Source organism: Nocardioides piscis (assembly GCF_011300215.1).
Lineage (GTDB): Bacteria > Actinomycetota > Actinomycetes > Propionibacteriales > Nocardioidaceae > Nocardioides > Nocardioides piscis.
The window spans coordinates 2,428,959-2,453,251 of record NZ_CP049866.1; the positions used below are offsets into that span (position 1 = coordinate 2,428,959).

18 protein-coding genes, 1 tRNA gene, 2 rRNA genes and 2 pseudogenes are annotated in these 24,293 nt (G+C 67.2%); 12 read left to right on the forward strand and 11 right to left on the reverse strand.

Annotated features, from left to right (window positions below; genetic code table 11):
* The first annotated feature begins 362 nt into the window (after nt 1–362).
* The 5 genes from G7071_RS11985 to G7071_RS12005 all read left to right on the forward strand — a co-directional run bounded on the left by G7071_RS11985 (nt 363) and on the right by G7071_RS12005 (nt 6,483).
* Nucleotides 363–3,477, forward strand: a 23S ribosomal RNA gene (locus tag G7071_RS11985).
* A gap of 205 nt (nt 3,478–3,682) precedes the next feature.
* Nucleotides 3,683–3,799: ribosomal RNA gene (gene rrf, locus G7071_RS11990) — 5S ribosomal RNA — on the forward strand.
* 367 nt (nt 3,800–4,166) lie between these two features.
* The gene (locus G7071_RS11995) at nt 4,167–4,868 is read left to right on the forward strand and encodes a tetratricopeptide repeat protein (RefSeq protein ID WP_246209975.1); all 702 of its coding nucleotides are present in this window, start codon (nt 4,167–4,169) and stop codon (nt 4,866–4,868) included.
* 27 nt (nt 4,869–4,895) lie between these two features.
* Nucleotides 4,896–5,816, forward strand: a complete 921-nt coding sequence (locus tag G7071_RS12000; RefSeq protein ID WP_166319044.1) for an alpha/beta fold hydrolase — start codon at nt 4,896–4,898, stop codon at nt 5,814–5,816.
* A gap of 187 nt (nt 5,817–6,003) precedes the next feature.
* A complete protein-coding gene (locus tag G7071_RS12005) occupies nt 6,004–6,483 on the forward strand; it encodes a DUF3145 domain-containing protein (protein WP_246210640.1) in 480 nt (159 codons plus the stop codon).
* Between the two features lie 16 nt (nt 6,484–6,499).
* Here the strand turns inward: G7071_RS12005 and G7071_RS12010 are convergent, their stop codons facing one another.
* The 7 genes and pseudogenes from G7071_RS12010 to G7071_RS12040 form a co-directional block, all read right to left on the reverse strand.
* Nucleotides 6,500–6,958: a hypothetical protein gene (locus G7071_RS12010; RefSeq protein WP_166319050.1), complete on the reverse strand. Its 459-nt coding sequence runs from the start codon at nt 6,956–6,958 to the stop codon at nt 6,500–6,502.
* A 64-nt stretch (nt 6,959–7,022) separates the two neighbouring features.
* Nucleotides 7,023–8,468 (reverse strand): acyl-CoA carboxylase subunit beta, encoded by a 1,446-nt coding sequence (locus G7071_RS12015; RefSeq protein ID WP_166319053.1) that lies wholly within the window; start codon nt 8,466–8,468, stop codon nt 7,023–7,025.
* A gap of 26 nt (nt 8,469–8,494) precedes the next feature.
* Nucleotides 8,495–9,733: a beta-ketoacyl-ACP synthase II gene (gene fabF / locus G7071_RS12020; protein WP_166319056.1), complete on the reverse strand. Its 1,239-nt coding sequence runs from the start codon at nt 9,731–9,733 to the stop codon at nt 8,495–8,497.
* Nucleotides 9,733–9,978 (reverse strand): acyl carrier protein, encoded by a 246-nt coding sequence (locus G7071_RS12025; RefSeq protein ID WP_166319059.1) that lies wholly within the window; start codon nt 9,976–9,978, stop codon nt 9,733–9,735. The genes fabF and G7071_RS12025 overlap by 1 nt, the downstream gene beginning before the upstream one ends.
* Before the next feature lie 52 nt (nt 9,979–10,030).
* A complete protein-coding gene (locus tag G7071_RS12030) occupies nt 10,031–11,044 on the reverse strand; it encodes a beta-ketoacyl-ACP synthase III (protein WP_166319062.1) in 1,014 nt (337 codons plus the stop codon).
* A pseudogene (locus G7071_RS12035) lies at nt 11,044–12,227 on the reverse strand (acyltransferase domain-containing protein). Before G7071_RS12035 ends, G7071_RS12030 begins: the two are co-directional and overlap by 1 nt.
* A 77-nt stretch (nt 12,228–12,304) precedes the next feature.
* The gene (locus tag G7071_RS12040; RefSeq protein ID WP_166319065.1) at nt 12,305–13,423 is read right to left on the reverse strand and encodes a PucR family transcriptional regulator; all 1,119 of its coding nucleotides are present in this window, start codon (nt 13,421–13,423) and stop codon (nt 12,305–12,307) included.
* 227 nt (nt 13,424–13,650) lie between these two features.
* On the opposite strand from G7071_RS12040, the gene G7071_RS12045 reads away from it, so the two are divergent.
* On the forward strand, nt 13,651–14,625 hold the full coding sequence (locus G7071_RS12045; protein ID WP_246209978.1) for an alpha/beta fold hydrolase: 975 nt from the start codon (nt 13,651–13,653) through the stop codon (nt 14,623–14,625).
* A gap of 4 nt (nt 14,626–14,629) precedes the next feature.
* On the opposite strand, the pseudogene aceE reads toward G7071_RS12045, so the two are convergent.
* Nucleotides 14,630–17,352, reverse strand: a pseudogene (gene aceE, locus G7071_RS12050) (pyruvate dehydrogenase (acetyl-transferring), homodimeric type).
* Nucleotides 17,353–17,574: 222 nt separating this feature from the next.
* Between aceE and G7071_RS12055 the strand changes: the two are divergent.
* The 6 genes from G7071_RS12055 to G7071_RS12080 all read left to right on the forward strand — a co-directional run bounded on the left by G7071_RS12055 (nt 17,575) and on the right by G7071_RS12080 (nt 21,708).
* Complete coding sequence (locus G7071_RS12055) at nt 17,575–18,006, forward strand: DUF3052 domain-containing protein (protein WP_246209979.1); 432 nt, start codon at nt 17,575–17,577, stop codon at nt 18,004–18,006.
* 31 nt (nt 18,007–18,037) lie between these two features.
* Nucleotides 18,038–19,630, forward strand: coding sequence for an AMP-binding protein (locus G7071_RS12060; RefSeq protein ID WP_166319068.1), 1,593 nt, complete (start codon nt 18,038–18,040; stop codon nt 19,628–19,630).
* Nucleotides 19,627–20,091: a peroxiredoxin gene (locus tag G7071_RS12065; RefSeq protein ID WP_166319071.1), complete on the forward strand. Its 465-nt coding sequence runs from the start codon at nt 19,627–19,629 to the stop codon at nt 20,089–20,091. The genes G7071_RS12060 and G7071_RS12065 overlap by 4 nt, the downstream gene beginning before the upstream one ends.
* A gap of 138 nt (nt 20,092–20,229) precedes the next feature.
* Nucleotides 20,230–20,304, forward strand: a tRNA-Val gene (locus tag G7071_RS12070).
* 118 nt (nt 20,305–20,422) lie between these two features.
* A complete protein-coding gene (locus G7071_RS12075) occupies nt 20,423–20,791 on the forward strand; it encodes a hypothetical protein (protein WP_166319074.1) in 369 nt (122 codons plus the stop codon).
* 5 nt (nt 20,792–20,796) lie between these two features.
* Nucleotides 20,797–21,708 carry a serine/threonine-protein kinase gene (locus tag G7071_RS12080; RefSeq protein WP_246209980.1) on the forward strand — a complete coding sequence of 304 codons (912 nt, stop codon included), beginning with the start codon at nt 20,797–20,799 and terminating at the stop codon, nt 21,706–21,708.
* Nucleotide 21,709: 1 nt separating this feature from the next.
* On the opposite strand, the gene G7071_RS12085 is transcribed toward G7071_RS12080, so the two are convergent.
* From G7071_RS12085 to G7071_RS12095, 3 genes are read right to left on the reverse strand one after another with little or no spacing between them, the layout of a single operon-like run.
* Nucleotides 21,710–22,384: a response regulator transcription factor gene (locus G7071_RS12085; RefSeq protein WP_166319077.1), complete on the reverse strand. Its 675-nt coding sequence runs from the start codon at nt 22,382–22,384 to the stop codon at nt 21,710–21,712.
* Nucleotides 22,369–23,835 (reverse strand): sensor histidine kinase, encoded by a 1,467-nt coding sequence (locus G7071_RS12090; RefSeq protein ID WP_166321077.1) that lies wholly within the window; start codon nt 23,833–23,835, stop codon nt 22,369–22,371. The genes G7071_RS12085 and G7071_RS12090 overlap by 16 nt, the downstream gene beginning before the upstream one ends.
* The gene (locus tag G7071_RS12095; RefSeq protein WP_166319080.1) at nt 23,813–24,259 is read right to left on the reverse strand and encodes a hypothetical protein; all 447 of its coding nucleotides are present in this window, start codon (nt 24,257–24,259) and stop codon (nt 23,813–23,815) included. The genes G7071_RS12090 and G7071_RS12095 overlap by 23 nt, the downstream gene beginning before the upstream one ends.
* Nucleotides 24,260–24,293 lie beyond the last annotated feature (34 nt).

Genomic DNA, 24,293 nt, shown 5'->3' on the forward strand with positions numbered 1-24,293 from the left:
CGTGTGGGTCTGTGGGTGTGGAACGTTGGTTGGTGTTGGTGGGGGAGGGTTGGCACACTGTTGGGTCCTGAAGCATCAGACCGGTTGGTTTGGTTGTCTTCTGCCATGAAGCTCTCCTTTGTCTGCTGTTCGCCGGTTGGTGGGTGGTGGGGGTTGGTGGGGTTGTTGTTTGAGATCTGCATAGTGGACGCGAGCATCCGATCGATGCCTGCCCTGGTTCCTGCGTTTGTGGGGGTTGAGGGTTGTGTGTTGGTTGGTATGTAATGCAATTGTTTTTGTGTAGTCGAGTGTTGTACGCATGTGCACCTTTGATTGGGGTGTGTGTGTGGGTTCTTTTGTAGTGATTTGTTTTGACGTTGTTGAGACAAGCTATGAAGGGCACATGGTGGATGCCTTGGCATCAAGAGCCGATGAAGGACGTAGGAGCCTGCGATAAGCCCTGGGGAGTTGGCAACCGAGCTGTGATCCGGGGGTGTCCGAATGGGGAAACCCAGCTGGAGTCATGTCCAGTTACCCACATCTGAACACATAGGGTGTGTGGAGGGAACGTCGGGAAGTGAAACATCTCAGTACCGACAGGAAGAGAAAACAAAAGTGATTCCGAGAGTAGTGGCGAGCGAAATCGGAAGAGGCCAAACCATATCTGTGTGATACCCGGCAGGGGTTGCAGGTGTGGGGTTGTGGGGTTGTTCTTCCATGTCTGCCGGCGTGGAGCAGAGTAAGAAACCAGTACCGAAGTCGAAGCCCATTGGAAAGTGGCGCCGTAGCGGGTGATAGCCCTGTAGACGTATCGTGCTGGCTCTGGAGCAGTACCCCAAGTAACACGGAACCCCTGAAATTCCGTGTGAATCTGGCGGGACCACCCGTTAAGCCTAAATACTCCTTGATGACCGATAGCGGACAAGTACCGTGAGGGAAAGGTGAAAAGTACCCCTGGCGGGGAGTGAAATAGTACCTGAAACCGTGTGCCTACAATCCGTCGGAGCGAGTCCTTGTGGCTTGTGACGGCGTGCCTTTTGAAGAATGAGCCTGCGAGTTTGCGGTGTGTTGCGAGGTTAACCCGTGTGGGGAAGCCGTAGCGAAAGCGAGTCCGAATAGGGCGATTCAGTAGCGCGCTCAAGACCCGAAGCGAAGTGATCTATCCATGGGCAGGTTGAAGCGTCGGTAAGACGACGTGGAGGACCGAACCCACTTAGGTTGAAAACTGAGGGGATGACCTGTGGATAGGGGTGAAAGGCCAATCAAACTTCGTGATAGCTGGTTCTCCCCGAAATGCATTTAGGTGCAGCGTTGTGTGTTTCTTGCCGGAGGTAGAGCACTGGATAGCTAATGGGCCCGACCAGGTTACTGACGTTAGCCAAACTCCGAATGCCGGTAAGTGAGAGCGCAGCAGTGAGACTGCGGGGGATAAGCTCCGTAGTCGAGAGGGAAACAGCCCAGACCATCAGCTAAGGCCCCTAAGCGGTGACTAAGTGGAAAAGGATGTGGAGTCGCAGTGACAACCAGGAGGTTGGCTTGGAAGCAGCCACCCTTGAAAGAGTGCGTAATAGCTCACTGGTCAAGTGATTCCGCGCCGACAATGTAGCGGGGCTCAAGTCATCCGCCGAAGCTATGGCATTCAGCGAATACACCAGCATGGACTTGATCTGTGTTCAGTGCGCTGGATGGGTAGGGGAGCGTCGTGTGGGCAGTGAAGCGCCGGAGTGATCCAGGTGTGGAGGCCACACGAGTGAGAATGCAGGCATGAGTAGCGAATGACATGTGAGAAACATGTCCGCCGAATGATCAAGGGTTCCAGGGTCAAGCTAATCTGCCCTGGGTAAGTCGGGACCTAAGGCGAGGCCGACAGGCGTAGTCGATGGACAACGGGTTGATATTCCCGTACCGGCAAAGTAGCGCCCATGACGAGGCTGGTGATGCTAACCACCCGAAACTCGAGTGACCGGACCCTTCGGGGCGAGGCGTTCGAGCGGAGCGTGGGACCCGATCTGGTAGTAGTCAAGCGATGGGGTGACACAGGAAGGTAGCCCAACCACAGCGATGGTTGTCTGTGGGCAAGCGTGTAGGACTCCTGGTAGGCAAATCCGCCAGGTACATGTCTGAGACGTGATGCGGAGCCGTTAGGCGAAGTGGGTGATCCTATGCTGTCGAGAAAAACCTCTAGCGAGCTATGCGCCGCCCGTACCCCAAACCGACTCAGGTGATCAGGTAGAGAATACTAAGGCGATCGAGAGAACCATGGTTAAGGAACTCGGCAAAATGCCCCCGTAACTTCGGGAGAAGGGGGGCCCGGAGCGTGAACCCACTTGCTGGGGGAAGCGTGAAGGGCCGCAGAGACCAGGCCCAAGCGACTGTTTACTAAAAACACAGGTCCGTGCGAAGTTGTAAGACGATGTATACGGACTGACTCCTGCCCGGTGCTGGAAGGTTAAGAGGACGGGTTAGCACGTAAGTGCGAAGCTCAGAATTTAAGCCCCAGTAAACGGCGGTGGTAACTATAACCATCCTAAGGTAGCGAAATTCCTTGTCGGGTAAGTTCCGACCTGCACGAATGGAGTAACGACTTGGGCGCTGTCTCAACCATGGACTCGGCGAAATTGCACTACGAGTAAAGATGCTCGTTACGCGCGGCAGGACGGAAAGACCCCGGGACCTTTACTATAGTTTGGTATTGGTGTTTGGTACTGCTTGTGTAGGATAGGTGGGAGACTGTGAAGCGGCCACGCCAGTGGTTGTGGAGTCATCGTTGAAATACCACTCTAGTAGTATTAGATGTCTAACCTAGGTCCGTAATCCGGATCAGGGACAGTGCCTGATGGGTAGTTTAACTGGGGCGGTTGCCTCCTAAAATGTAACGGAGGCGCTCAAAGGTTCCCTCAGCCTGGTTGGCAATCAGGTTTTGAGTGTAAGTGCACAAGGGAGCTTGACTGTGAGACAGACATGTCGAGCAGGGACGAAAGTCGGAACTAGTGATCCGGCCACGGCATGTGGAAGCGTGGTCGCTCAACGGATAAAAGGTACCCCGGGGATAACAGGCTGATCTTCCCCAAGAGTCCATATCGACGGGATGGTTTGGCACCTCGATGTCGGCTCGTCGCATCCTGGGGCTGGAGTAGGTCCCAAGGGTTGGGCTGTTCGCCCATTAAAGCGGCACGCGAGCTGGGTTTAGAACGTCGTGAGACAGTTCGGTCCCTATCCGCCGCGCGCGCAGGAAACTTGAGAAAGGCTGTCCCTAGTACGAGAGGACCGGGATGGACGAACCTCTGGTGTGCCAGTTGTCCCGCCAGGGGCACGGCTGGTTGGCTACGTTCGGAAGTGATAACCGCTGAATGCATCTAAGCGGGAAGCACGTTTCAAGATGAGGTTTCCCACCAGGTAACTGGGTAAGGCCCCCCACAGAACATGGGGTTGATAGGCCGGAGGTGTACAGCAGCAATGCCCAGCCGACCGGTACTAATAGGCCGAGGGCTTGTCCCAACACCGTACAAAACCAATTACCATGATCGAACCCGTACGAGACCCGCGCATCAACGTTTGCACCAACCCTCGCGTCCACATGCAGTTCCCAACCAACACACCCCGCCTGGGGAGTGGCTGGTTCGTGTGAACACAACTGAACAATTGAGTTTCAACCATGCTTGGAACACCCCCACACTGGTGGGTGCGTGTGTTCCGCCAGAGTTACGGCGGCCATAGCGAAAGGGAAACACCCGGTCCCATACCGAACCCGGAAGTTAAGCCTTTCAGCGCCGATGGTACTGCAGCCGAGAGGCTGTGGGAGAGTAGGACGCCGCCGGACAACAATTGCGCAGAGGCCACCTGGTGACAGGTGGCCTCTGCTGCGTTGGGGGCTCGGGCCAGTAGCGTGGGACCAGCAGCACACATCAAGCACGTTGAGCAGAACTTGGAGAGTGTCCGTCGTGGCCGAGGACCGTCGCAGCCAGCGCCCAGCTCGAGATGGAGCAAGACCCGACTCCCGAGGTGGGCCTTCCGCGCGCCGTGGGGCCAAGCCTGAGTCCCGTGGCGGGAAGCCTGAGTCCCGTGGCGGCAAGCCGGACGCCCGTGGCGGGAAGCCGGATTCGCGTGGAGGCCCCCGGCGCGACGGGGGCCGCTCAGGTCCCGATCGCAGGCAGCGCGAGGACTGGAAGCGGCCGCGCGAGGAGCAGGTGCCCCGGACCACCGACCAGGCGGAGTACGACGGTCCGCCGCTCCCGGAGGAAGTGACGGGTCAGGAGCTGGACCGTGCGGTGATCAACCAGCTCAAGGGCATGCCCGAGAAGCTGGCAGCACGGGTCGCCAGACATCTGGCGGCAGCCGGGATGCTCATCGACGAGGATCCCGAGACAGCCTACCGACACACGCTGGCCGCACGTGCCCGCGCCTCGCGCATCGCCATCGTCCGCGAAGCAGTGGGAGAGGCCGCCTACGCGGCCGGACACTATGCCGAAGCATTGTCCGAGCTGCGTGCGGCCAAGAGGATGAACGGGGCCACCGCCTACCTGCCGATGATGGCCGACTGCCATCGGGCGCTGGGGCACCCCGAGCAGTCCCTGAAGCTGGCCAAGAGCCCCTCGGTCGCCAACTTCGCCCCCGAGGCGAAGGCTGAGATGACGCTGGTGGAGGCCGGCGCTCGCCGCGACATGGGTCAGCTCGACGCGGCCCTGCGGACGCTGGAGCTGGCGCCGCTGGCCTCGAAGAGCCGATCCTCGTGGGTCGTGCGGCTGCGCTACGCCTATGCCGACACGCTGGAGGCAGCTGGCCGCGAGAGCGATGCCCTGGCCTGGTTCCACCGGACCAACGCGATCGACAGCGATCAGCTCACCGACGCGGCCGACCGTGCCGAACTTCTCGAGAAGCGAATGGCCTGATCCGGCCAGCGTGTCAGGATGCCTGTCATGGTTTCTGTTGACAGGCCTTATCTGGAGGGCTCCGTCGCCGTCCGCGACGGTCGCCGCCTGAGCTTCGCCGAATACGGCCCTCGTGACGGTCAGCCGATCGTGTGGATGCACGGGACCCCCGGCGGGCGTCGGCAGATCCCCCTGGAAGCGCGCGTGTTCGCAGCCGAGCACGGCGTACGCATCATCGGCATCGACCGTCCGGGTGTCGGGACGTCGACGCCATACCTGTATGCAGACGTCCTGGAGTGGACCGAGGACCTGACCCTGCTGCTCGACGTGCTGGGGGTGGGCACGTTCGGGATGATCGGGCTGTCAGGTGGCGGTCCCTACGTGCTTGCGGCGGGTGCTGCGATGCCCGAGCGGATCCATGGCCTGGGAGTCCTCGGTGGGGTGGCCCCCACCCGGGGACCTGAGGCCGCCGAGGGAGGGATCATCCGGCTCGCGGTGAGCTGCGCGCCCGTCCTCAGCGTGGCCCGGGTGCCGGCGGGGTTCCTCCTGGCGCAGATGTTCTGGATCCTCCGCCCGTTCGGAGGCACAGCCCTTGGCCTGTATGCCGCGGTGCAGCCGGCCGGGGACAAGACCCTGCTGGGCCGCCCCGAGTTCAAGGCGATGTTCCTCGACGATCTCAACAACGGGGCGCGGCGCCAGATGAGCGCGCCGCTGTCAGACCTGGTCCTCTTCGCCCGCGACTGGGGCTTCGCGCTCTCCGACGTGCGCGTGCCGGTGAGCTGGTGGCACGGGGATGCCGACCACATCGTTCCGTTCGCCCACGGGCAGCACTGCGTGGACCGTCTGCCGGACGCGACGATGACCGTCATCCACGGCGAGAGCCATCTCGGTGGCCTCGGAATCGCCAGTGAGGTGATCTCCACCCTGACCGGCCTGGGGGTCCGCCGGGACACGGTGGCGGGTTCCTAGCCCGTCCCACTGGCATTCGCCCGCATCATGGGTCACAATGGGGGCACCAATTACATCCGTGTCACTTCGAACTCCTTGCCACCGTCGCCCAGACCGCTGGGGAAGGCGCATCTCAGCGTCGGATATCAAGGAGGTCACGGTGACCACACGCACTCACTCCCGCCCCGACCCTGTCGGGACCCGCGGGATTCTTTACGTGCACTCAGCCCCCTCTGCGCTGGGTCCCCACATCGAGTGGGCAGTCGGCGGAGTGCTGGGTGTCGCCGTGAGCCTCGACTGGATCCCGCAGCCAGCCCAGCCCGGCACCTATCGCGCCGAGCTGTCCTGGGCGGGGTCGGTCGGCTCCGCCGCGGCAGTGGCGTCCGCCCTGCGCGGCTGGAACCAGCTGCGGTTCGAGATCACCGAGGAGCCCAGCAGTGCCAGCGAGGGCACCCGTTTCTCCTACACCCCCGAGCTGGGCGTCTTTCACGCCGTGACCGGCATCCACGGCGACATCATGATCCCCGAGGACCGGCTCAAGGCGGCCGTGGTGAAGGCCGCACTGGGTGAGACAACGCTGCTCAACGAGATCGACAAGCTCCTCGGCAAGCCGTGGGACGACGAGCTGGAGACGTTCCGCCACGCAGGCGAGGGTGCTCCGGTGCGCTGGCTGCACCAGGTCGTCTGAACGCAGGGCTCAGGGCTCAGGGACGGGCGAGCCGGAAGCGGGTCACCGGGACGTCGACCTTGATCGGCGTCGTGGGCTCGTCGTACCAGAACAGCCGGGCGCGGATCCGGAACTTGCCGGGGACCGTGGCCGCACGGCAGAGCTTGAACGACGCAGTGTCAGCCTTGGGAAGGCCCGGACCGAAGAAGTGGGACGCCACGCCCTTGCCGCGACGATCCACGATCCAGGTCGTGAGCTCCCAGTCGCGGCTGGGCACGTCGACCTCGTAGCTGAAGCGGTAGGTGCGACAGCCCCTGCGCAGCACGCGGTCCGAGGCGTACGTCCGGCCGGACGCCTCCTGCGGGGACTCCTCGCCGCTGGTTGATGTCGAGGTGAGTCCCAGGTCGGGTAGCAGGTCCGGATCGGACTTCGCAGGCGACGGTTGCGCGATGACGGCGAGGGTCGCGATCAGCAGGGCGGTCAGCAAGCGGGACATGGTTTCTCTCCGTGTGGCGTGGGACACAAGGTTCAACGCGACACGCGGCGGAGAGTTACACCCCTCACAGGGGGATGTTGCCGTGCCTGCCCCGACGCACGCCCGAGGTGGCGATCTCGGCGAGGATCGCGGTCGCGATGGCGCTGCGGGTGTGGTCGGGCTCGACCACCTCGTCCACGACGCCGATCTCGACGGCTCGTTCCACCCCGCCGGCGATGCGCTCGTGCTCGGCGGCGAGCTCGGCCTCGACCTGTGGCCGGATCTCGGGCGAGACCTCGGCCAGCTTGCGCCGGTGCAGCACGCGGATCGCGGCCACGGCACCCATGACGGCCACCTCGGCGCCCGGCCAGGCGAGGACGCGAGTGGCGCCGAGTGATCTGGCGTTCATGGCGATGTAGGCGCCGCCGTACGTCTTGCGCGTCACCAGCGTGACCCGCGGGACCACGCACTCGCCGAAGGCGTGCAGGAGCTTCGCGCCACGACGGACGACGCCGTCCCACTCCTGACCCACTCCGGGCAGATAGCCGGGCACGTCGACGATCACGATCAGCGGGATCGCGAACGCGTCGCACATCCGGACGAAGCGCGACGCCTTCTCGGCCGAGAGCGAGTCGAGGCAGCCGCCCAGCCGCAGTGGGTTGTTGGCGACGACGCCGACCGTGCGGCCACCGAAACGACCCAGGGCCGTGACGATGTTGGGGGCCCAGCGCGCGTGGATCTCCTGCGTCGTGTCGTCGTCCAGCATCGCCTCGACGAGGGGATGGACGTCGTAGGCCCGCTTGCGCGACTCGGGCAGCAACGAGGCAAGGTCGCGGTCGACGACGGCTTCGGCGTCGAGGCCGCCCTGGGAGCCCATCAGGTGGGCGACGCCCCTGGCCCGGTCGAGCGCCTCGGCCTCGGACTCGGTGAGGATGTGGACCACACCCGATCGCCGGCCGTGCGGTTCGGGTCCGCCGAGACGGAGCATGTCGACGTCCTCCCCGGTGACGGAGCGGACGACGTCCGGACCCGTGACGAAGATGCGTCCCTCGGGGCCCAGGATCACGATGTCGGTCAGGGCGGGGCCGTAGGCAGCACCACCTGCCGCAGGCCCGAGGACCACCGAGATCTGGGGGATGACGCCAGAGGCCTGGGTCATCACCTGGAAGATCCGGCCGACTGCGTGGAGGGACAGGACCCCTTCGGCCAGGCGGGCACCGCCGGAGTGCCACAGGCCGATGATCGGCACGCCGTCGGTGATGGCGCGGTGGTAGGCCTCGACGACCACGCGACATCCGACGTCACCCATGGCGCCACCCATGACGGTCGCGTCGCTGCAGAAGGCGACCACGCTGGTGCCCTGGACGCGGCCGGTGGCCGCGAGCATGCCCGAGTCGTCGTCAGCGGTGAGCAGCTCGAGGGTGCCGTCGTCCAGGAGCGCGCTCAGCCGGTGGACCGGGTGACGCGGGTCCTGCTCCCGCGGCAGCTTCGCGGGCTTGGCCGGGTTGGTGGGCTCAGCGGTGGTGGTCAAGATGTCAGGCTCCGTCCTTGCTCGGGTCACACGCTGGCGAAAGCCACGGCCACGTTGGCGCCACCGAAGCCGAACGAGTTGTTGAGCGCGACGATGTCGCCCGCCGGCAGCTCGCGCGCGGAGGTGGGGATGTCGAGGTCGACCTCGGGATCCTTGTCGTCCAGGTTGATCGTCGGCGGGCTGGTGCGGTCCCGCAGCGCCAGCACGGTCGCCACGGCCTCGAGGGCACCGGCGCCACCCAGCAGGTGCCCGGTCATGGACTTGGTGCTCGTGACCACGCACTGCTCGACGTGCTCGCCGAGCACGGCGTGGAGCATCAGGCCCTCTGCGATGTCACCCTTGGGTGTCGAGGTGGCGTGCGCGTTGACGTGAACCACCCGGGCCGGGTCGACGTCGCCCTCCCGCATCGCCATCTGGATGGCACGGGTGCCGCCACGGCCCTCCGGGTCCGGCTGGGCGATGTCGTGGGCGTCGTTGCTGATGCCCGCCCCGAGGACCGTCGCATAGATGTGCGCTCCCCGGGCGAGGGCGTGCTCCTCGGACTCCAGGACGAGCACGGCGCCGCCCTCGCCCAGCACGAACCCGTCACGAGCCGTGTCCCACGGGCGCGACACGGTGGTCGGGTCACCCTCGTTCTTGGACAGGGCCATCATGTTGGCGAAGGCCGCCATCGGCAACGGGTGGATGGCTGCTTCGGCGCCGCCAGCGATGACGGCGTCGGCGCGACCGAGCCGGATCAGGTCGATCGCCATGGCGATCGCCTCGTTTCCCGAGGCGCAGGCCGAGGTCGGGGCGTGCACGGCCCCGCGGGCGCCGTACTTGAGGCTGACGTTGGCTGCCGGAGCGTTGGGCATCAGCATGGGTACGGCGAGGGGCGAGACACGGCGCGGCCCCTTCTCGAGGAGCGCGTCGTAGTTGGCCAGCAGGGTCGTGACCCCGCCGATGCCCGACGCGAGCGATACCGCGAGCCGCTCGGGGTCGAGGCCCGAACCCTCCAACCCGGAATCGGCCCAGGCTTCGTCGGCGGCGACCATGGCGAACTGGCTGGCGCGGTCGAGTCGCCGCGCCTTGACGCGCTCGAGGACCTCGGACGGCTCGACCGCGACGCGACCGGCGATCTTGACCGGAAGCTGCTCGACCCACTCCTCGTCGAGGTGACGGATCCCGGACTGACCGGCGAGCAGCGCCGCCCAGGTGGAGGCGACGTCACCTCCCACCGGGGAGGTCGCTCCGAGCCCGGTGACGACAACGCGAGTCGAGGCCATCAGCCCTGTGCGCGCTCGATGAACGCGACCGCGTCGCCGACGGTCTTGAGGTTCTTGACCTCGTCGTCGGGGATGGTGACGCCGAACTTCTCCTCGGCGGCCACGACGACCTCGACCATGGAGAGCGAGTCGACGTCGAGGTCGTCGACGAAAGACTTGTCGAGCTGGACGTCGTCGGCGGGGATGCCGGCGACCTCGTTGACGATCTCGGCGAGGTCGGTGCGGATCTCTTCGGTGGTGGCCATGGGGCTGCCTTCCTGTAGGGAGTGGTGGAGATGGGTGGAAACTAGTGGGGCATCAGGGAACGGTGATGACCTGGGCGGCATACGAGAGCCCGGCGCCGAAGGCGATGAGGAGGGCGGTGTCGCCGGACCTGGCCTCGCCGTCGGCGATCATCCGGTCCAGCGCGAGCGGGACCGAGGCCGCAGACGAATTGCCCTGCTCGGCGATGTCGCGAGCGATGCGGACGTGCGGCGGCAGCTTCATCGAGCGGGCCATCGCGTCGATGATGCGCATGTTGGCCTGGTGGGGAACGAAGACGTCGAGCTCGTCGAGGGTGATGCCGGCCCTGTCGAGTGCCTGCGTGCCGATCTTGGCCATCGCGAAGGAGGCCCAGCGGAAGACCGAGTTGCCCTGCATCGTCAGGTGTGGCATGACTCCGCTGCCGGGCGCCTCGGGGGTGCCGACGACGTCGCGCCAGTCCTCGCGCTGCCGGATGAGGTCGAACTGCTCACCGTCGGAGCCCCACACGACCGGGCCGATGCCGGGGGTGTCGCTGGGTCCGACGACGGCGGCCCCCGCCCCGTCGGCGAAGATGAAGGCGGTGCCACGGTCGGTGAGGTCGAGGATGTCGGTGAGGCGCTCGACCCCGATGACCAGGACGTGGCGGGCGCTGCCGGCACGGACGAAGTCGGCCGCCATGGCCATGCCGTGGCAGAACCCCGAGCACGCGGCCGAGATGTCGAAGGCCGCGGCGTCGGTGCCGAGCTCGTGGGCGATCGCCGTGGCGACGGCCGGGGTCTGGAGCAGGTGGCTGACGGTCGCCACGACCACGCAGTCGATCTGGCTGCCGTCGAGACCGGCTCGCTCGAGCGCCACGCGGGACGCCGCGACCGACATCATCTGCACGGACTCCTCGGGGCCGGCCCACCGGCGCGACTTGATGCCCGAGCGCTGCTGGATCCACTCGTCGCTGGAGTCGATCGCGTCGACGACGTCGGAGTTGGGCACGAGGCGGGTCGGCCGGTAGGCGCCGACACCCAGCACCCGGGCGTGCGGCGCACCTGAGATCGAGGCGATGCTGGTCGGCATCAGGACACGCCCTCGGGGTGGAGGCGGATCAGCGGCTGCCCAGGGGACACGAGGTCGCCGTCCTCGACGAGCCACTCGACGACCTGGCCCCCGTGCTGGGCCGTCACCGTCGTGCTGTCGCGCGTGTTGGCGACCTCGCCGATGCTGGTGCCGGGCGCCAGGACGTCGAGACCCGCTGATTCCTCGGAGCGGTGGAAGGTGCCCTTGCCGGGGGAGACGACCATGCGCCACGTCGGGCTCGTCTCGACGAGGGATCGCTCGCCGTGCTTGGTGACGAAGGCGCGGGCGTCGTCGAGCTGGTCGGGTGTCTTGAGCGCGAAGGTCTCGACGCCCTTCATCGCGCGCTTGGCGATGCCGGTGAGCGTGCCGGCGGGTGGCATCTCCAGGACGCCGGTGACGCCGAGGTCGAGCATGGTCTCCATGCACAGGTCCCACCGCACCGGCGCCGCGATCTGACCCACCAGCCGGGTCAGCACCTGTCGGCCGTCGTGCACGACCTGCCCGTCGCGGTTGGAGATGAAGGCAGTGCGCGGGTCGTGGGTCGAGACCGAGCGCGCCAGGGAGCCGAGGCGTCCGACGGCCGGCTGCATGTGCGAGGTGTGGAAGGCGCCGGCGACGCTGAGCGGCATCAGACGGGCCTTGGCCGGCGGTGAGGCGGCCAGGGCGGCCAGCTGCTCGGTGGTGCCGGCGGCCACGATCTGACCGGGCCCGTTGTCGTTGGCGGGGGTGAGGCCGTGCTCGGCCAACGAGGCGAGGACCTCCTCGCGGTCGCCGCCCAGGACGGCGGTCATCCCGGTGGGGGTCTGGGCAGCGGCGGCGGCCATGGCGTTGCCCCGCTCGCGCACCAGCACCATGGCCTGCTCGGCCGTGATCACCCTGGCTCCGGCGGCGGCCCCGATCTCGCCGACGCTGTGGCCGGCGACGGCGCCGACTCGCTGGAACGCGTCGCTGGGGTGGGGAAGAGGTCGAGGGCGGCGATGAGACCGGTCGCGACGATGAGGGGCTGCGCGATCTCGGTCTGCCGGATGGTGTCGGCGTCGGCGACCGTGCCGTAGTGGGCCAGGTCGATGCCAGCCACGGTGGAGAGCCAGTCGAATCGCGAGGCGAAGACCGGGTCCTCCAGCCAGGGGCGGAGGAATCCGGGGGTCTGGGCACCTTGGCCGGGGGCAGTGATCACGAGCACCGGACCAGCCTGCCGGTCAGGGGAGCCGGATTCTGCTCGGAGTCGAACGAAAGTGCGGGGAGTTCTTTGTCGGGTTCCTACAAAGAGGTCCGGCCGGACTGGCGCCCCAGCACCAAGGCGATCTGGAGGGTGAAGGCATCGCGAGGATCGGTCGCGACCAACCCGGTGACGTCTGCGGCCTGGCGCAGCCGATAGCGAACGGTGTTGGCGTGGACGAAGAGGTGTCGCGCCGCTGCCTCCACCGAGGAGCCGTGCTGGAAGTAGGCCGAGATCGTCTCGATCAGGGTGTCGCGGCCACTGACCAGCGGGAGGTAGACGCCCTCCACGAGGTGTCGTCGGGCGTGGCCGTCGCCGGCGAGGGCGCGCTCGGCAAGAAGCTCGTCGCTGCGCACGGGGCGGGGGGCTTCGGGCCAGCCGGCCGCGGCGCGGTGGGCCGACAGGGCAGCTCGGGCCGAAGCGTGCGCGTGTCCGAGGTCGGCGGTCACCGGACCGACGACGACCGGCCCCTCAGCGAAGTGCTCGACGATGGCCGCGGCTGCACGGTCGGGATCGTCGACGCCCCCCAGGACCACCACCATGCGTTCGCCCTGGGTGGCGCACAGGGCGTCCAGGCCAGCCGCCTGTGCGTCACGGCGTACTTCGTCGAACACGTCGTTCTCCCTGCGCTGTGCGGGCGCTGCGCCCAGCACCACGGCCACGTCGCCGCGTGCGCTCCATCCCAGCGCACTCGCCCGGGACAGCACCGTCTCGTCCGCCTCCGACCGCAGGACCGCGTCGACGACCAGCGCCTCCAGCCGGGCGTCCCAGGCTCCGCGGACTTCTGCGGCGCGGGCATAGACCTCCGCCGTGGCGAAGGCGACCTCCCGGCCGTAGCGCAGGACCGCGTGATGCACGTCCACGGCATCGACCGGGTCGAGGACCTCGTCGATGTTGCTCTCGACGGCCGCGATGCTCAACCGGACCAGGTCGACCGTCTGTTTGAGGCTGATGACCCCCGTCAGCTCTCTCGGGGCGGCACCGAAGACGGCAGCCGCCAGGGGTGGGGGATCGCCGACCTCGGCGGGGTCGAGACTGACCTCGGCGCCGTACCAGTCGACGAAGGCCTTCACGCCCGCCTGCACGATCAGGCCCACCCAGGAACGGTCCCGGGCGCTGAGGTCGTCGAACCAGTCCAGGTCGCTCGACATTCGCGACATCGCCGCTGTGCTCAGCGCGCCGGTGGCTCTCTGGAGCGCAGAGACGGCACGGCTGCGAGACGCCCCTGTTGTGGACACCCGACGAATGTAGCGCTTCCGGTGACCCTGACCCCATGGGGTCGCGAAGATAACGAATGGGTGCCGACCGTCGTCCGGGAGGGATGGGCAGGCCGCAGCGGGGAACCTTCTGGTTGAATCCGCAAGGTCCGTCCTGCCAGGAGGCTGCTGTGACTGCACTGCCCGAGCTCGAGTTCGTCGAGATCCACGGACACAAGCGCGCCTTCGTGCGGGCCGGCACCGGTCCTGCGCTGCTCCTGCTGCACGGTCTGGGTTGTGACCACACGACCTGGGCGCCGGTGGTGGAGCTGCTGGCCAAGCGCTACACCGTCATCGTTCCCGACCTGCTGGGCCACGGGCGGTCGGACAAGCCGCGCGCCGACTACAGCGTCGGGGGATATGCCAACGGCATGCGGGACCTCCTGACGGTCCTGGGCATCGAGACCGTCACTGTGGTCGGGCACAGCTTCGGCGGTGGTGTGGCGATGCAGTTCGCCTACCAGTTCCCCGAACGCACCGACCGCATCGTGCTCGTCGCCAGCGGTGGGCTCGGACCCGAGGTCTCCCCGGCCCTGCGAGCGATCACCACCCCGGGCTTCCACCAGCTCATGGGTGTGCTGACGCTGCCGGGTGTCCGGCACGTCGGTACGGCGGCGATGCGCGCCCTGGCCGCGACGGGGCAGCGCTCGCTGCGTGACCTCCGCGAGGTCGCTGCGATCTATGACTCGTTCAAGGACCCGCACGCCCGCGCCGCCATCCGGCACGTGGTGCGCGCCGTCATCGACTGGCAGGGCCAGATCGTCTCCATGGCGGACCGCGCCTACCTGACCGACGCGATGCCGATCTGCGTCGTGTGGGGTCGCAACGACCAGGTGATCCCGGTCCGCCACGCCAGCAACGTGGCTGTCCTCGCCCCGACGGCGCAGGTCCAGGTGATCCCGAACGCCGGGCACTTCCCGCACAAGGACCACCCGCAGCGGTTCGTCAAGATCCTCAACCAGTTCATCCGTTCCACCGAGCCGGCGACCTACAGCCGTGAACGGTGGCGCGAGCTGCTGGCCACCGGCGCCCGGATCATGCCGCTGGAGGCACAGGCCGGCGAGGCGCCGGTCGCCCCACTGCGCGTGGTCGACGCCGGCGCCTGAGCGCCTAGGCGTCCCCGCCCTCCTGCTCGACGTCGCGGACCGCCGTCGGGTCGTCGATGCGGTACTTCTCGCACGCCTCGACGACCTTCTCGACCGGCAGCTCGCCGGCGTCGGCCAGAGCCTGCAGGGCCTGCACGACCACGCTCTGGGCATCGATGTGGAAGAAGCGCCGTGCGGCCGGGCGGGTGTCGGCGAAGCCGAAGCCGTCGGCACCCAGCACGCGGTAGTCGCCGGGCACCCACCGCGCGATCTGGAGGGGAACCGCACGCATGTAGTCGGAGACCGCGACCACGGGGCCGCGGGCGTCGGCGAGCTTCTCGGCGACGTACGGCGTGCGCTTGTCACCACCGGGGTGGAGGAGATTGTGCTCCTCGGCGGCCACTGCGTCGCGGGCGAGCTCGTTCCACGACGTCACGGACCAGGTGTCGGACTGGACGCCCCACTCGTCGGCCAGCATCCTCGCCGCGTCGGCCACCCAGGGATAGCCGACACCGGACGCGAGCAGCTGGACGCGGGGCCCGTCGCCGTCGGCGGTGCTGACCTGGTGGATGCCCTTGAGGATGCCCTCGACGTCGACGTCCTCGGGCTCCTTGGGCTGGCTCACCGGCTCGTTGTAGACGGTGATGTAGAAGATGACGTTCTCGGCATCGGCGCCATACATCCGAGAGAGCCCGGACTGCATGACGTGAGCGACCTCGTAGGCGAACGCCGGGTCGTAGTGCACGACCGCCGGGTTGGTCGCCGCGAGCAGCGGTGAGTGCCCGTCGGCGTGCTGCAGGCCCTCACCGGTGAGGGTCGTCCGGCCGGCGGTCGCACCGATCAGGAAGCCCCGGGCCATCTGGTCGGCCATCGCCCAGATTGAGTCGCCCGTGCGCTGGAAGCCGAACATCGAGTAGAAGATGTAGAACGGGATCATGTGCTCGCCGTGGGTGGAGTAGGCCGACCCGGCGGCCGTGGCGGACGCGACGGCTCCGGCCTCGGAGATGCCCTCGTGGAGCATCTGCCCCTGCGCCGACTCCTTGTAGGACAGGAGCAGCTTGCGGTCGACGGGGTCGTACTGCTGTCCGCCGGGGTTGTAGACCTTGGCGCTCGGGAACATCGAGTCCATGCCGAAGGTGCGGTATTCGTCGGGGGCGATGGGGACGATGCGCTGCCCGATGTCGGGGTTCTTCATCCAGTCGCGCAGCAGCCGCACGACCGCCATCGTGGTGGCGATCTTGTTCTTGCCCGAGCCCTGCTTGAGCTCGGAGTAGACGTCGTCGCCGGGGAGCTCGAGGGGCTTGGCTCGCAGCACCCGGCGCGGCACTGAACCGCCGAGCTGCTTGCGGCGCTCCATCATGTACTGGATCTCGGGGGAGTCCGCCCCGGGGTGGAAGAACGGTGCCCCACCGGTCTTCTCATAGGACTCCTCCAGCTCCCGGTCGCTGATCGGGAGGTAGAGCCGGTCGCGATACTTCTTCAGGTCCGCAGGGGTGAGCTTCTTCATCTGGTGGGTGGCGTTCTTGCCCTCGAGTGCGTCGATCGTCCAGCCCTTGATGGTGTGGGCGAGGATCACCGTCGGCTGCCCCACGTGCTTGGTGGCGGCGTCGAAGGCGGCATAGACCTTGCGATAGTCGTGGCCACCGCGCGGGAGCTTCTCGATCTGGGAGTCGGACATGTGCTCGACCATCGCGCGCAGGCGGGGGTCGCTGCCGAAGAAGTCGTCGCGGACGAACCCGCCGTCCTCGGTCGAGTAGGTCTGGAACTGGCCGTCCGGAGTGGTGTTCATCCGGTTGACCAGGACGCCGTCGACGTCCCTGGCGAGCAGGGCGTCCCATTCACGGCCCCAGATCACCTTGATCACGTTCCAGCCGGCCCCCGGAAGTTGGCCTCGAGCTCCTGGATGATCTTGCCGTTGCCGGTCACGGGGCCGTCGAGCTGCTGGAGGTTGCAGTTGATGACCCAGGTCAGGTTGTCGAGCTCCTCCCGGGCAGCGACCCGGATCGCGCCCAGCGACTCCGGCTCGGCCATCTCGCCGTCACCCATGAAGGCCCACACCCGCTGCTGCGAGGTGTCCTTGATCTTGCGGTTGTGCATGTAGCGGTTGAAGCGTGCCTGGTAGATGGAGCTGATCGCCGTCAGTCCCATGGACACGGTGGGGAACTCCCAGAAGTCCGGCATCAGGCGCGGGTGGGGGTAGGACGGCAGTCCCTCGCCAACGCCGTGCTGCACCTCCTGCCGGAAGCGGTAGAGCTGCTCCTCGGTCAGGCGGCCCTCCAGGAAGGCGCGGGAGTAGATGCCCGGCGAGCCGTGGCCCTGGATGTAGAGCTGGTCTCCGCCGCCCTCGTGGTCCTTGCCGCGGAAGAAGTGGTTGAAGCCCACCTCGTAGAGGCTGGCAGAGGACTGGTAGGTCGCGATGTGCCCGCCGACCTCCAGGCCCTTGCGGTTGGCGCTGGAGACCATCACGGCGGCGTTCCAGCGGATGAAGGCACGGATGCGGCGCTCCACCTCCTCGTCGCCGGGGAACCAGGGCTCCCGCTCAGGGGGGATGGTGTTGATGTAGTCGGTGCTGCGCAGGGCGGGAACGCCCACCTGCCGTTCGCGGGCCCGCTCGAGCAGCCGGAGCATGACGTAGCGGGCGCGCTCGCGGCCGCGGCCGTCGAGCATCGCGTCGAAGCTCTCGAGCCACTCGCGTGTCTCGTCCGGGTCGATGTCAGGGAGCTGGGTGGGCAATCCCTCGTGGATCACTGCACGCGCAGGTGTGGCTGGCGTGGTCTGGGATTCTGTCTGCGTACCGGGGGCGTCGTCGCTCACCTTGGCATCGTGGCACGCTCGGCCACACGGTGAAACTTACTGACGAGTTGGGGATCTGGCGGCCAGCACGCGGGACAGGGTTGCGTCACCGCGCCAACTCCGGTGGACTACCCCCACTCCGCGGCCGTGGAGCATCTCGACGAATGGAGGCGTGGCGTGAGCTCGACGATGGGTGGCGGAGCCGCCCAGGCAGTAGGTGCCGCAGAGCGGCTGGGCTTCAAGCCCGGCATGGTGATCCAGGAGCTCGGCTGGGACAACGACACCGACGACGAGCTCAGGGTCGCGATCGAGGACGCGATCGACGCTGACATGGTCGACAGTGACTATGGCAACGTCGTCGATGCGGTCCTCCTGTGGTGGCGCGCCGACGACGGCGACCTGGTCGACGGACTGGTCGACTCGCTCACCGACCTGGTCGGCGGCGGCGTGATCTGGCTGCTCACCCCCAAGGTGGGCCGGCCCAACTGCGTCGACGCGGCCGACATCGCCGAGGCGGCTCCGATCGCCGGGCTCTCGCAGACGACCACCGCGGCAGTCAGCAAGGACTGGCAGGCCACGCGGCTCGTGACTCCCAAGACCCCCGCCTGACCGCCCGACCCAACTCGACAGCAGGAGTCCGATGAGCAATCTGAGCACCTCTCTGAAGGTCCTGCGTGACGCGGGCGTCATCCGTGCCTACGGCCCCGGCAAGCTGGTGGGCATCGGCCGCGCCTTCGTCCGCTGGGGCACCGGTCCGGCCGGTGGGTTCACGACACTGGCCGTGCGTCACCCCGAGCAGGTCGGCCTGATCGACGAGCTCGGAGAGCTCACCTTCGGTGAGATGCACGGTCGGAGCAACGCTCTGGCCCGCGGCCTGGCGGCGATGGGTGTGGGGGAGGGCGACTCCGTGGCACTCATGTGTCGCAACCACCGCGGTTTCGTCGATGCGTCCATCGCGGTGGCCAAGCTCGGCGCTGACCAGCTCTTCCTCAACACCGCGTTCGCCGGACCGCAGCTCGTCGACGTGATCGCCCGCGAGAAGCCGACCGTGGTGATCCACGACGAGGAGTTCACCGACCTTCTCGCCGGTGCGGACGTGGCGCAGCGACTCGTGTCGTGGACCGATTCCGACCAGCCGTCCGTGACCACGGCCGAGTCCCTGATCCGCGACAACGACGACTCGGACCTCGAGCCGCCGGAGCGCCACAGCCGCATCGTGATCCTGACGTCCGGCACGACCGGCACCCCCAAGGGCGCGCCCCGCAAGGAGGCCGGTATCCCGGCGGCGGTCTCGCTCCTGTCGCGGATGCCGCTCAAGTACGGCTGGCGCACCCACATCGCGGCCCCGCTCTTCCACACCTGGGGCCTGGCCCACTACATGCTGGCGATGCTGCTCGGCTCGACGATCGTGCTGCGCCGCAAGTTCGACCCCGAGGACGTCCTGAAGGTCGTGGAGGAGCACGGCTGCCAGTCCATCGTCGTCGTGCCGGTCATGCTCCAGCGCATCCTGTCCCTGGACAAGGAGATCCTCGAGGCACACCCGATGCGGAGCCTGCAGGTCGTGGCGTCCTCCGGATCGGCACTCCCGGGCGAGCTGGCGCTGAGGTGGATGGACCAGTTCGGTGACAACCTCTACAACATCTATGGCTCCACCGAGGTCGCCTGGGCGACGATCGCGACGCCCGAGGACCTGCGCGCTGCCCCGACGACGGCGGGCAAGCCACCCCACGCGACGATCGTGCGGATCGTCGACGATGCAGACGACCCGGTCCCCGACGGGCAGACGGGGCGCATCTTCGTGGGCAACAGCCTCCTGTTCGAGGGCTACACCGGTGGTGGCACCAAGGCCATGGTCGACGGGCTGATGTCGAGCGGTGACGTCGGCCGCTTCGACGAGAACGGTCGGCTCTTCGTCGATGGGCGCGACGACGAGATGATCGTCTCCGGCGGCGAGAACGTCTTCCCCAAGGAGATCGAGGACTGTCTCGTCAGCCACCCGGCGGTGGTCGAGGCTGCCGCTGTCGGCATCGACGACGACGAGTACGGCAAGCGGTTGCGCGCCTTCGTGGCCGTCTCCGACGACGTGAGCGAAGACGACCTCAAGGACCACATCAAGGCCAACCTGGCCCGCTACAAGGTGCCGCGCGAGATCGTGGTGATCCCCGAGCTGCCGCGCAACGCCACCGGCAAGGTGATGAAGCGGGACCTGGCGCACTGGGAAACCGAGGAATGACCGGGCTCACCCTCGGTGGCCGTGCGCCTGACTTCGAGCTGCGCGACCAGTTCGGCCAGGACGTGCGGCTCTCGAGCTTCCGCGGCGCCAAGGCCGTGGTGATCCTCTTCTATCCCAACGCGTTCACCGGAGTCTGTGCGGGCGAGTTGTCCCGGGTCCGCGAGCGTCTCGACGAGTTCATGACGTTCGACAGCGAAGTGGTTGCCATCTCCTGCGACCCGGTCTATTCGCTGCGTGCATTCGCTGACGCGGAAGGGCTCAACTTCCCCCTGTTGTCAGACTTCTGGCCGCACGGCGCCGTCTCCGCGGCCTACGACGTCTTCGACGATGCGCGAGGGACCTCTCGACGTTCGTCCTACGTCGTCGACAAGCAGGGCGACCTGGCCTGGGCAGTGCACAACGCCAGCCCGGACGGACGCGACATGGACGAGCACCTCAAGCAGCTGCGGTCGCTGGTGTGAGGGCCGCCACGAAAAATTTTTCCAGTTTTCTGCAATCCGCTGACAACTCTTGGAGTGCCACGTAATCTTCTACTTGTTGAACCGCTGGTGACCCGAGACGCCAGCGGTTCAACTCATTTCACTAGGGTGTTGCCCTGCGCGTCGGTAGCTCAGCGGTAGAGCACTCGGTTTACACCCGAGCGGTCGGCGGTTCGAAACCGTCCCGACGCACCAGTGGTGTCCGCGCCGGATGAGACTCCTCTCATCGTGGCCTCATGGCTGCCTCACGGCGTACGTCGACAGTGGTCCTCATCCACCGGAGCCCCTCGGGCTCCTCGATGAGAGGAACACGATGAAGAAGCTCATTCCCACCGCCCTGCTCGGGATCGCCAGCGCCACCGCGATCGGCCTGATCGGGATGCAGGCACCGGCCGTCAGCGCTGACCCGGCGCTCAAGCGTGAGGACGACGCCGTCGAGCTGGTCCTGGTCGCCGACGATGACGACGACGACACCAACGACGCAGACACGTCCCGCTCACGGTGGAGCCGGGAGACAGGTGACAACACCAACAGCCGCTCCACCGCGGTCAGCCGCGACCGGGATCGCAGCCGCGGCGACAAGACTCGCGACTGGACCAGGGACGGTGCCGGCGACAAGAAGAAGCGCGACTGGTCGGCCAACTCGACCAACGACCGCAGCCGCAACGACACCCGTCGCTGATCGTCGTGACCGACACCGTGAAGGTCGAGACCGACGACGAGGTCGCGCAGAGCTGGCGGCTGGTCGAGGGCGACGCGATCACCGGCGACCTGACGGCTGTCCGCAAGCTCGGCGGCGGAGCGGCGTACGAGGCGATGCTGGCCTTCGACGACATCACCTATTCGCCCGTCGTCGTCAAGATGGTCCGACCCGACCAGGTGAACGACGAGTCCTCCCGGCGCGGTCTGCGCCGGGAGGTCGCGGCCCTCGCCGCGATCAACCACCCCGTCGTGGTCCGTGGGCTCCGGCACGAGCTGACGGAGCCGCGACCGCACCTGGTGCTCGAGCACATCGACGGACCGCGTCTCTCCTCGCTGATCCGCCGCTACGGCCCGCTGCAGGAACAGCAGTACCTCCCTCTGGCCATCGACGTGGCCGCCGCGCTGCACTACCTGCGGCACATCGGCTGGACGCACCTGGACATCAAGCCGAGCAACATCATCATGGGCTCCCCAGCGCGGCTGATCGATCTCTCGGTCGCCCGGCCCGAGGAGGACGCCCGGCGCCTGCGTCACCTGATCGGGACCGACGCCTACATGGCGCCCGAGCAGTGCGACCCCGGTGAGGGGGCGCGGCCGTCGAGCGCCAGCGACGTCTGGGGGCTGGGCGCGACCCTCTTCGAGGCCGTGGCCGGTCACCGCCCCTTCGACGATCCACAGCCTCGGGCGGCGGGGCTCGCCGAGCGGTTCCCGCAGGTGGCCCAGGCGCCTCGAGACCTCCCGACCGGTGTTCCGCAGGAGGTGCGCGCGGTGATCGACGCCTCGCTCCAGCGTGACCCGGAGGCACGCCCAGCGCCATACGAGATCGTCGACGCGCTGGCGCCCGTGCTCGAGCGTCAGCCACGGGGCAGCCTGGCCGGGTTCAAGATCCGGGGCTGACTCAGGCAGGCCGGAACCGATATCCCACGCCGCGCACCGTGGCGATGGCTTCGGTGCCGACCTTCTTGCGGAGATAGCCGACGTAGACGTCGACCACGTTGGAGCTGGGGTCGAAGTCGTAGCCCCAGACGTGGTCCAGCAGCTGTTCGCGGGTCAGCACCTGCCCGGGGTTGAGCATGAAGATCTCCGCCAGCGCGAACTCGCGGGCCGAGAGGTCGAAGACCTCGCCGTTGACCGTGACGCTGCGCTTGCGACGGTCGAGCTCGACACCGGCGACGTGGAGGACCTCCTCGTGCGGCCGGGTCTCGGAGACGTCGGCACTGCGAAGCCGTAGCCGGACGCGAGCCATGAGCTCGGCGAAGCGGAACGGCTTGGCCATGTAGTCGTCGGCGCCGCTGTCGAGGGCTGCCACCGTGTCGGTGACCGAGTCGCGAGCCGTCAAGATGATCACCGGCATCCGGCTGCCCTGGGAGCGGAGCTGGTCGAGCACCTCGAACCCGTCCATGCCGGGCAGCCCGATGTCGAGCACCATCAGGTCGAAGCGGCCGGACAGGGCCTCGTCGAGGCCGGCGGGTCCGTCCCCCACGACGGTCGGCTGGTGGCCTTCGGCGCGCAGGCCCTTGGCCACGAACGACGCGATGCGGTGCTCGTCCTCCACGATCAGGATCTGGGCCATGCTGCGGGGACCTCCTCGGTGGGCAGGGTGAGGGTGAAGCGGGCACCGGACGGCTGGTGCCGGTCCGCAGCGTCAGTGACCGACACGTTGCCGCCGTGGGCCTCGGCGATCGCCCGGACGATGGAGAGACCGAGGCCGAAGCCCTCGTCGTTGGGTCTGACATCACCGCGGCCGAACCGTTCGAAGATGGATTCGCGCTGTGCTTCCGGGACACCGGGACCGGTGTCGCGCACCCAGATCGTCGCCGACCTGCCGTTGATCGAGGAGCCGATGGCGACCGTGTCGCCGGGATCGGTGTGCTTGACGGCGTTGTCAGCCAGCTGGAGGACCGCTTGGGTGATGCGCTGCTCGTCGACGTGGATGGTCGCCTCTGCGTTGGCGTCCAGTCGCCAGTCGCGGTCGCCGAGCCCACGGGCCTTGGCCAGCACCGCAGTGGTCAGCTGTTGGAGGTCCACCGGGCCAGGAGCCAGGAAGTCTGGGCGGCGACTCTTGGCGAGCAGGATGAGGTCGCCCACCAGTCGTGACATCCGATCGACCTCGTCGAGGAGGAGATCGCGAGTCTCGACCGTGTCCGCCGGGTTGTGCGCGTCGAGCAGCTCGAGGTGACCACGCATGACCGTCAGCGGGGTCTTCAGCTCGTGCCCGGCATCGTCGAGGAACCGTCGTTGGTCGGTGAACCCTGCGTCCAGCCGGGCCAGCATCAGGTTGATGGTCCGCGTCAGCGCGGTGATGTCGTCGTTGCCCTGCTCGGGAATCCGCCTGGACAGGTCGGTGGTGGTGATGTCGCGCGCGGTCTCCTCGAGGGTCCGCAACGGTGCCAGCAACCGGCCGGACTGGAAGGCGGCGATGGTGCTGATCAGGCCCAACGACATCAGCGCCACCAGGGCATAGGTGCGCAGCGTGCGGTTGAGCTCGGTGTGCTCGTCGGCCAGGAAGTTGACGATGACCAGGGACCCCTCGGTGCCGGAGTCCTGGACAGGCACGACCGTGACCCACACCTCACCGAACTCGTCCGAGTCGATCACCGAGGTGCCTCCTCGCCCGGACAGGTCGGCCAGCGCCTGCTGGTAGGCCGGCTCGTCGAGCACTTCCTGGCCGTAGCGGTTGCGGGTCACGATCACCTCCGCCCCGGCGTAGCCGACGAGCATCTCGTCGTCGTCGGGAACGTTGCGGGTCAAGAAGACGTCCAGCAGCCGGCCGACGTCGTCGAAGGGCTTGCCGGAGTTGGGATCGATGCGGAGCTCGCGGAACTCGGCGATCTCCTGGTCGATCTGGTCGTTGACGGCGCGCTCGATGCGCGCTGACTCGAGGGCATAGACGAGGAGCCCGGCACCGGTCATGGCGGCTGCGGTGAGCAGTGCGATGACCGCCGTGATGCGGGTCCGGACCGAGACCTGCGAGACCTGCGAGACATGGCCGAGGTGACGCTCAGTCGTCACCTTCGTCGTCATCACGCTCCGGCTCCTCGTCGTCGTCCCCGTCGTCCGTGTCGTGGCTGTCGTCGTCGCTGTCGTCGTCGACCCCGTCGTCGTCATCATCGTCCACCGAAGTCGGTTGCGGGGTCACGACGCGAGCCTTGCCCTCGTTCCGGTCGTTCCTGTCGTCGTCCGCGGGGACCCCGTCGTCGGCGTCGTCATCGCCTCCCGAGGTCGGTCGGGCTGGTCGAGGGGACGCGGCGCGGTCATTGACGTCCTCTCTCCGTTCGACCCGAACGTCATCGGGACGCGGTGGGGCTGAGGAGGGCGCGTCCCGGATGATCACCGGGCCGCGATCTGCCGGCTGACCAGAACCCGACGCGACGAGGGAGCCCACGACATAGGCCGTCATCGGCACGATCAGTGCCAGGACGAGCAGTGTCTTCAGCCATGCGCTCACCGCGGGATCATCGCCGACCAGACGTGGTGTCCGC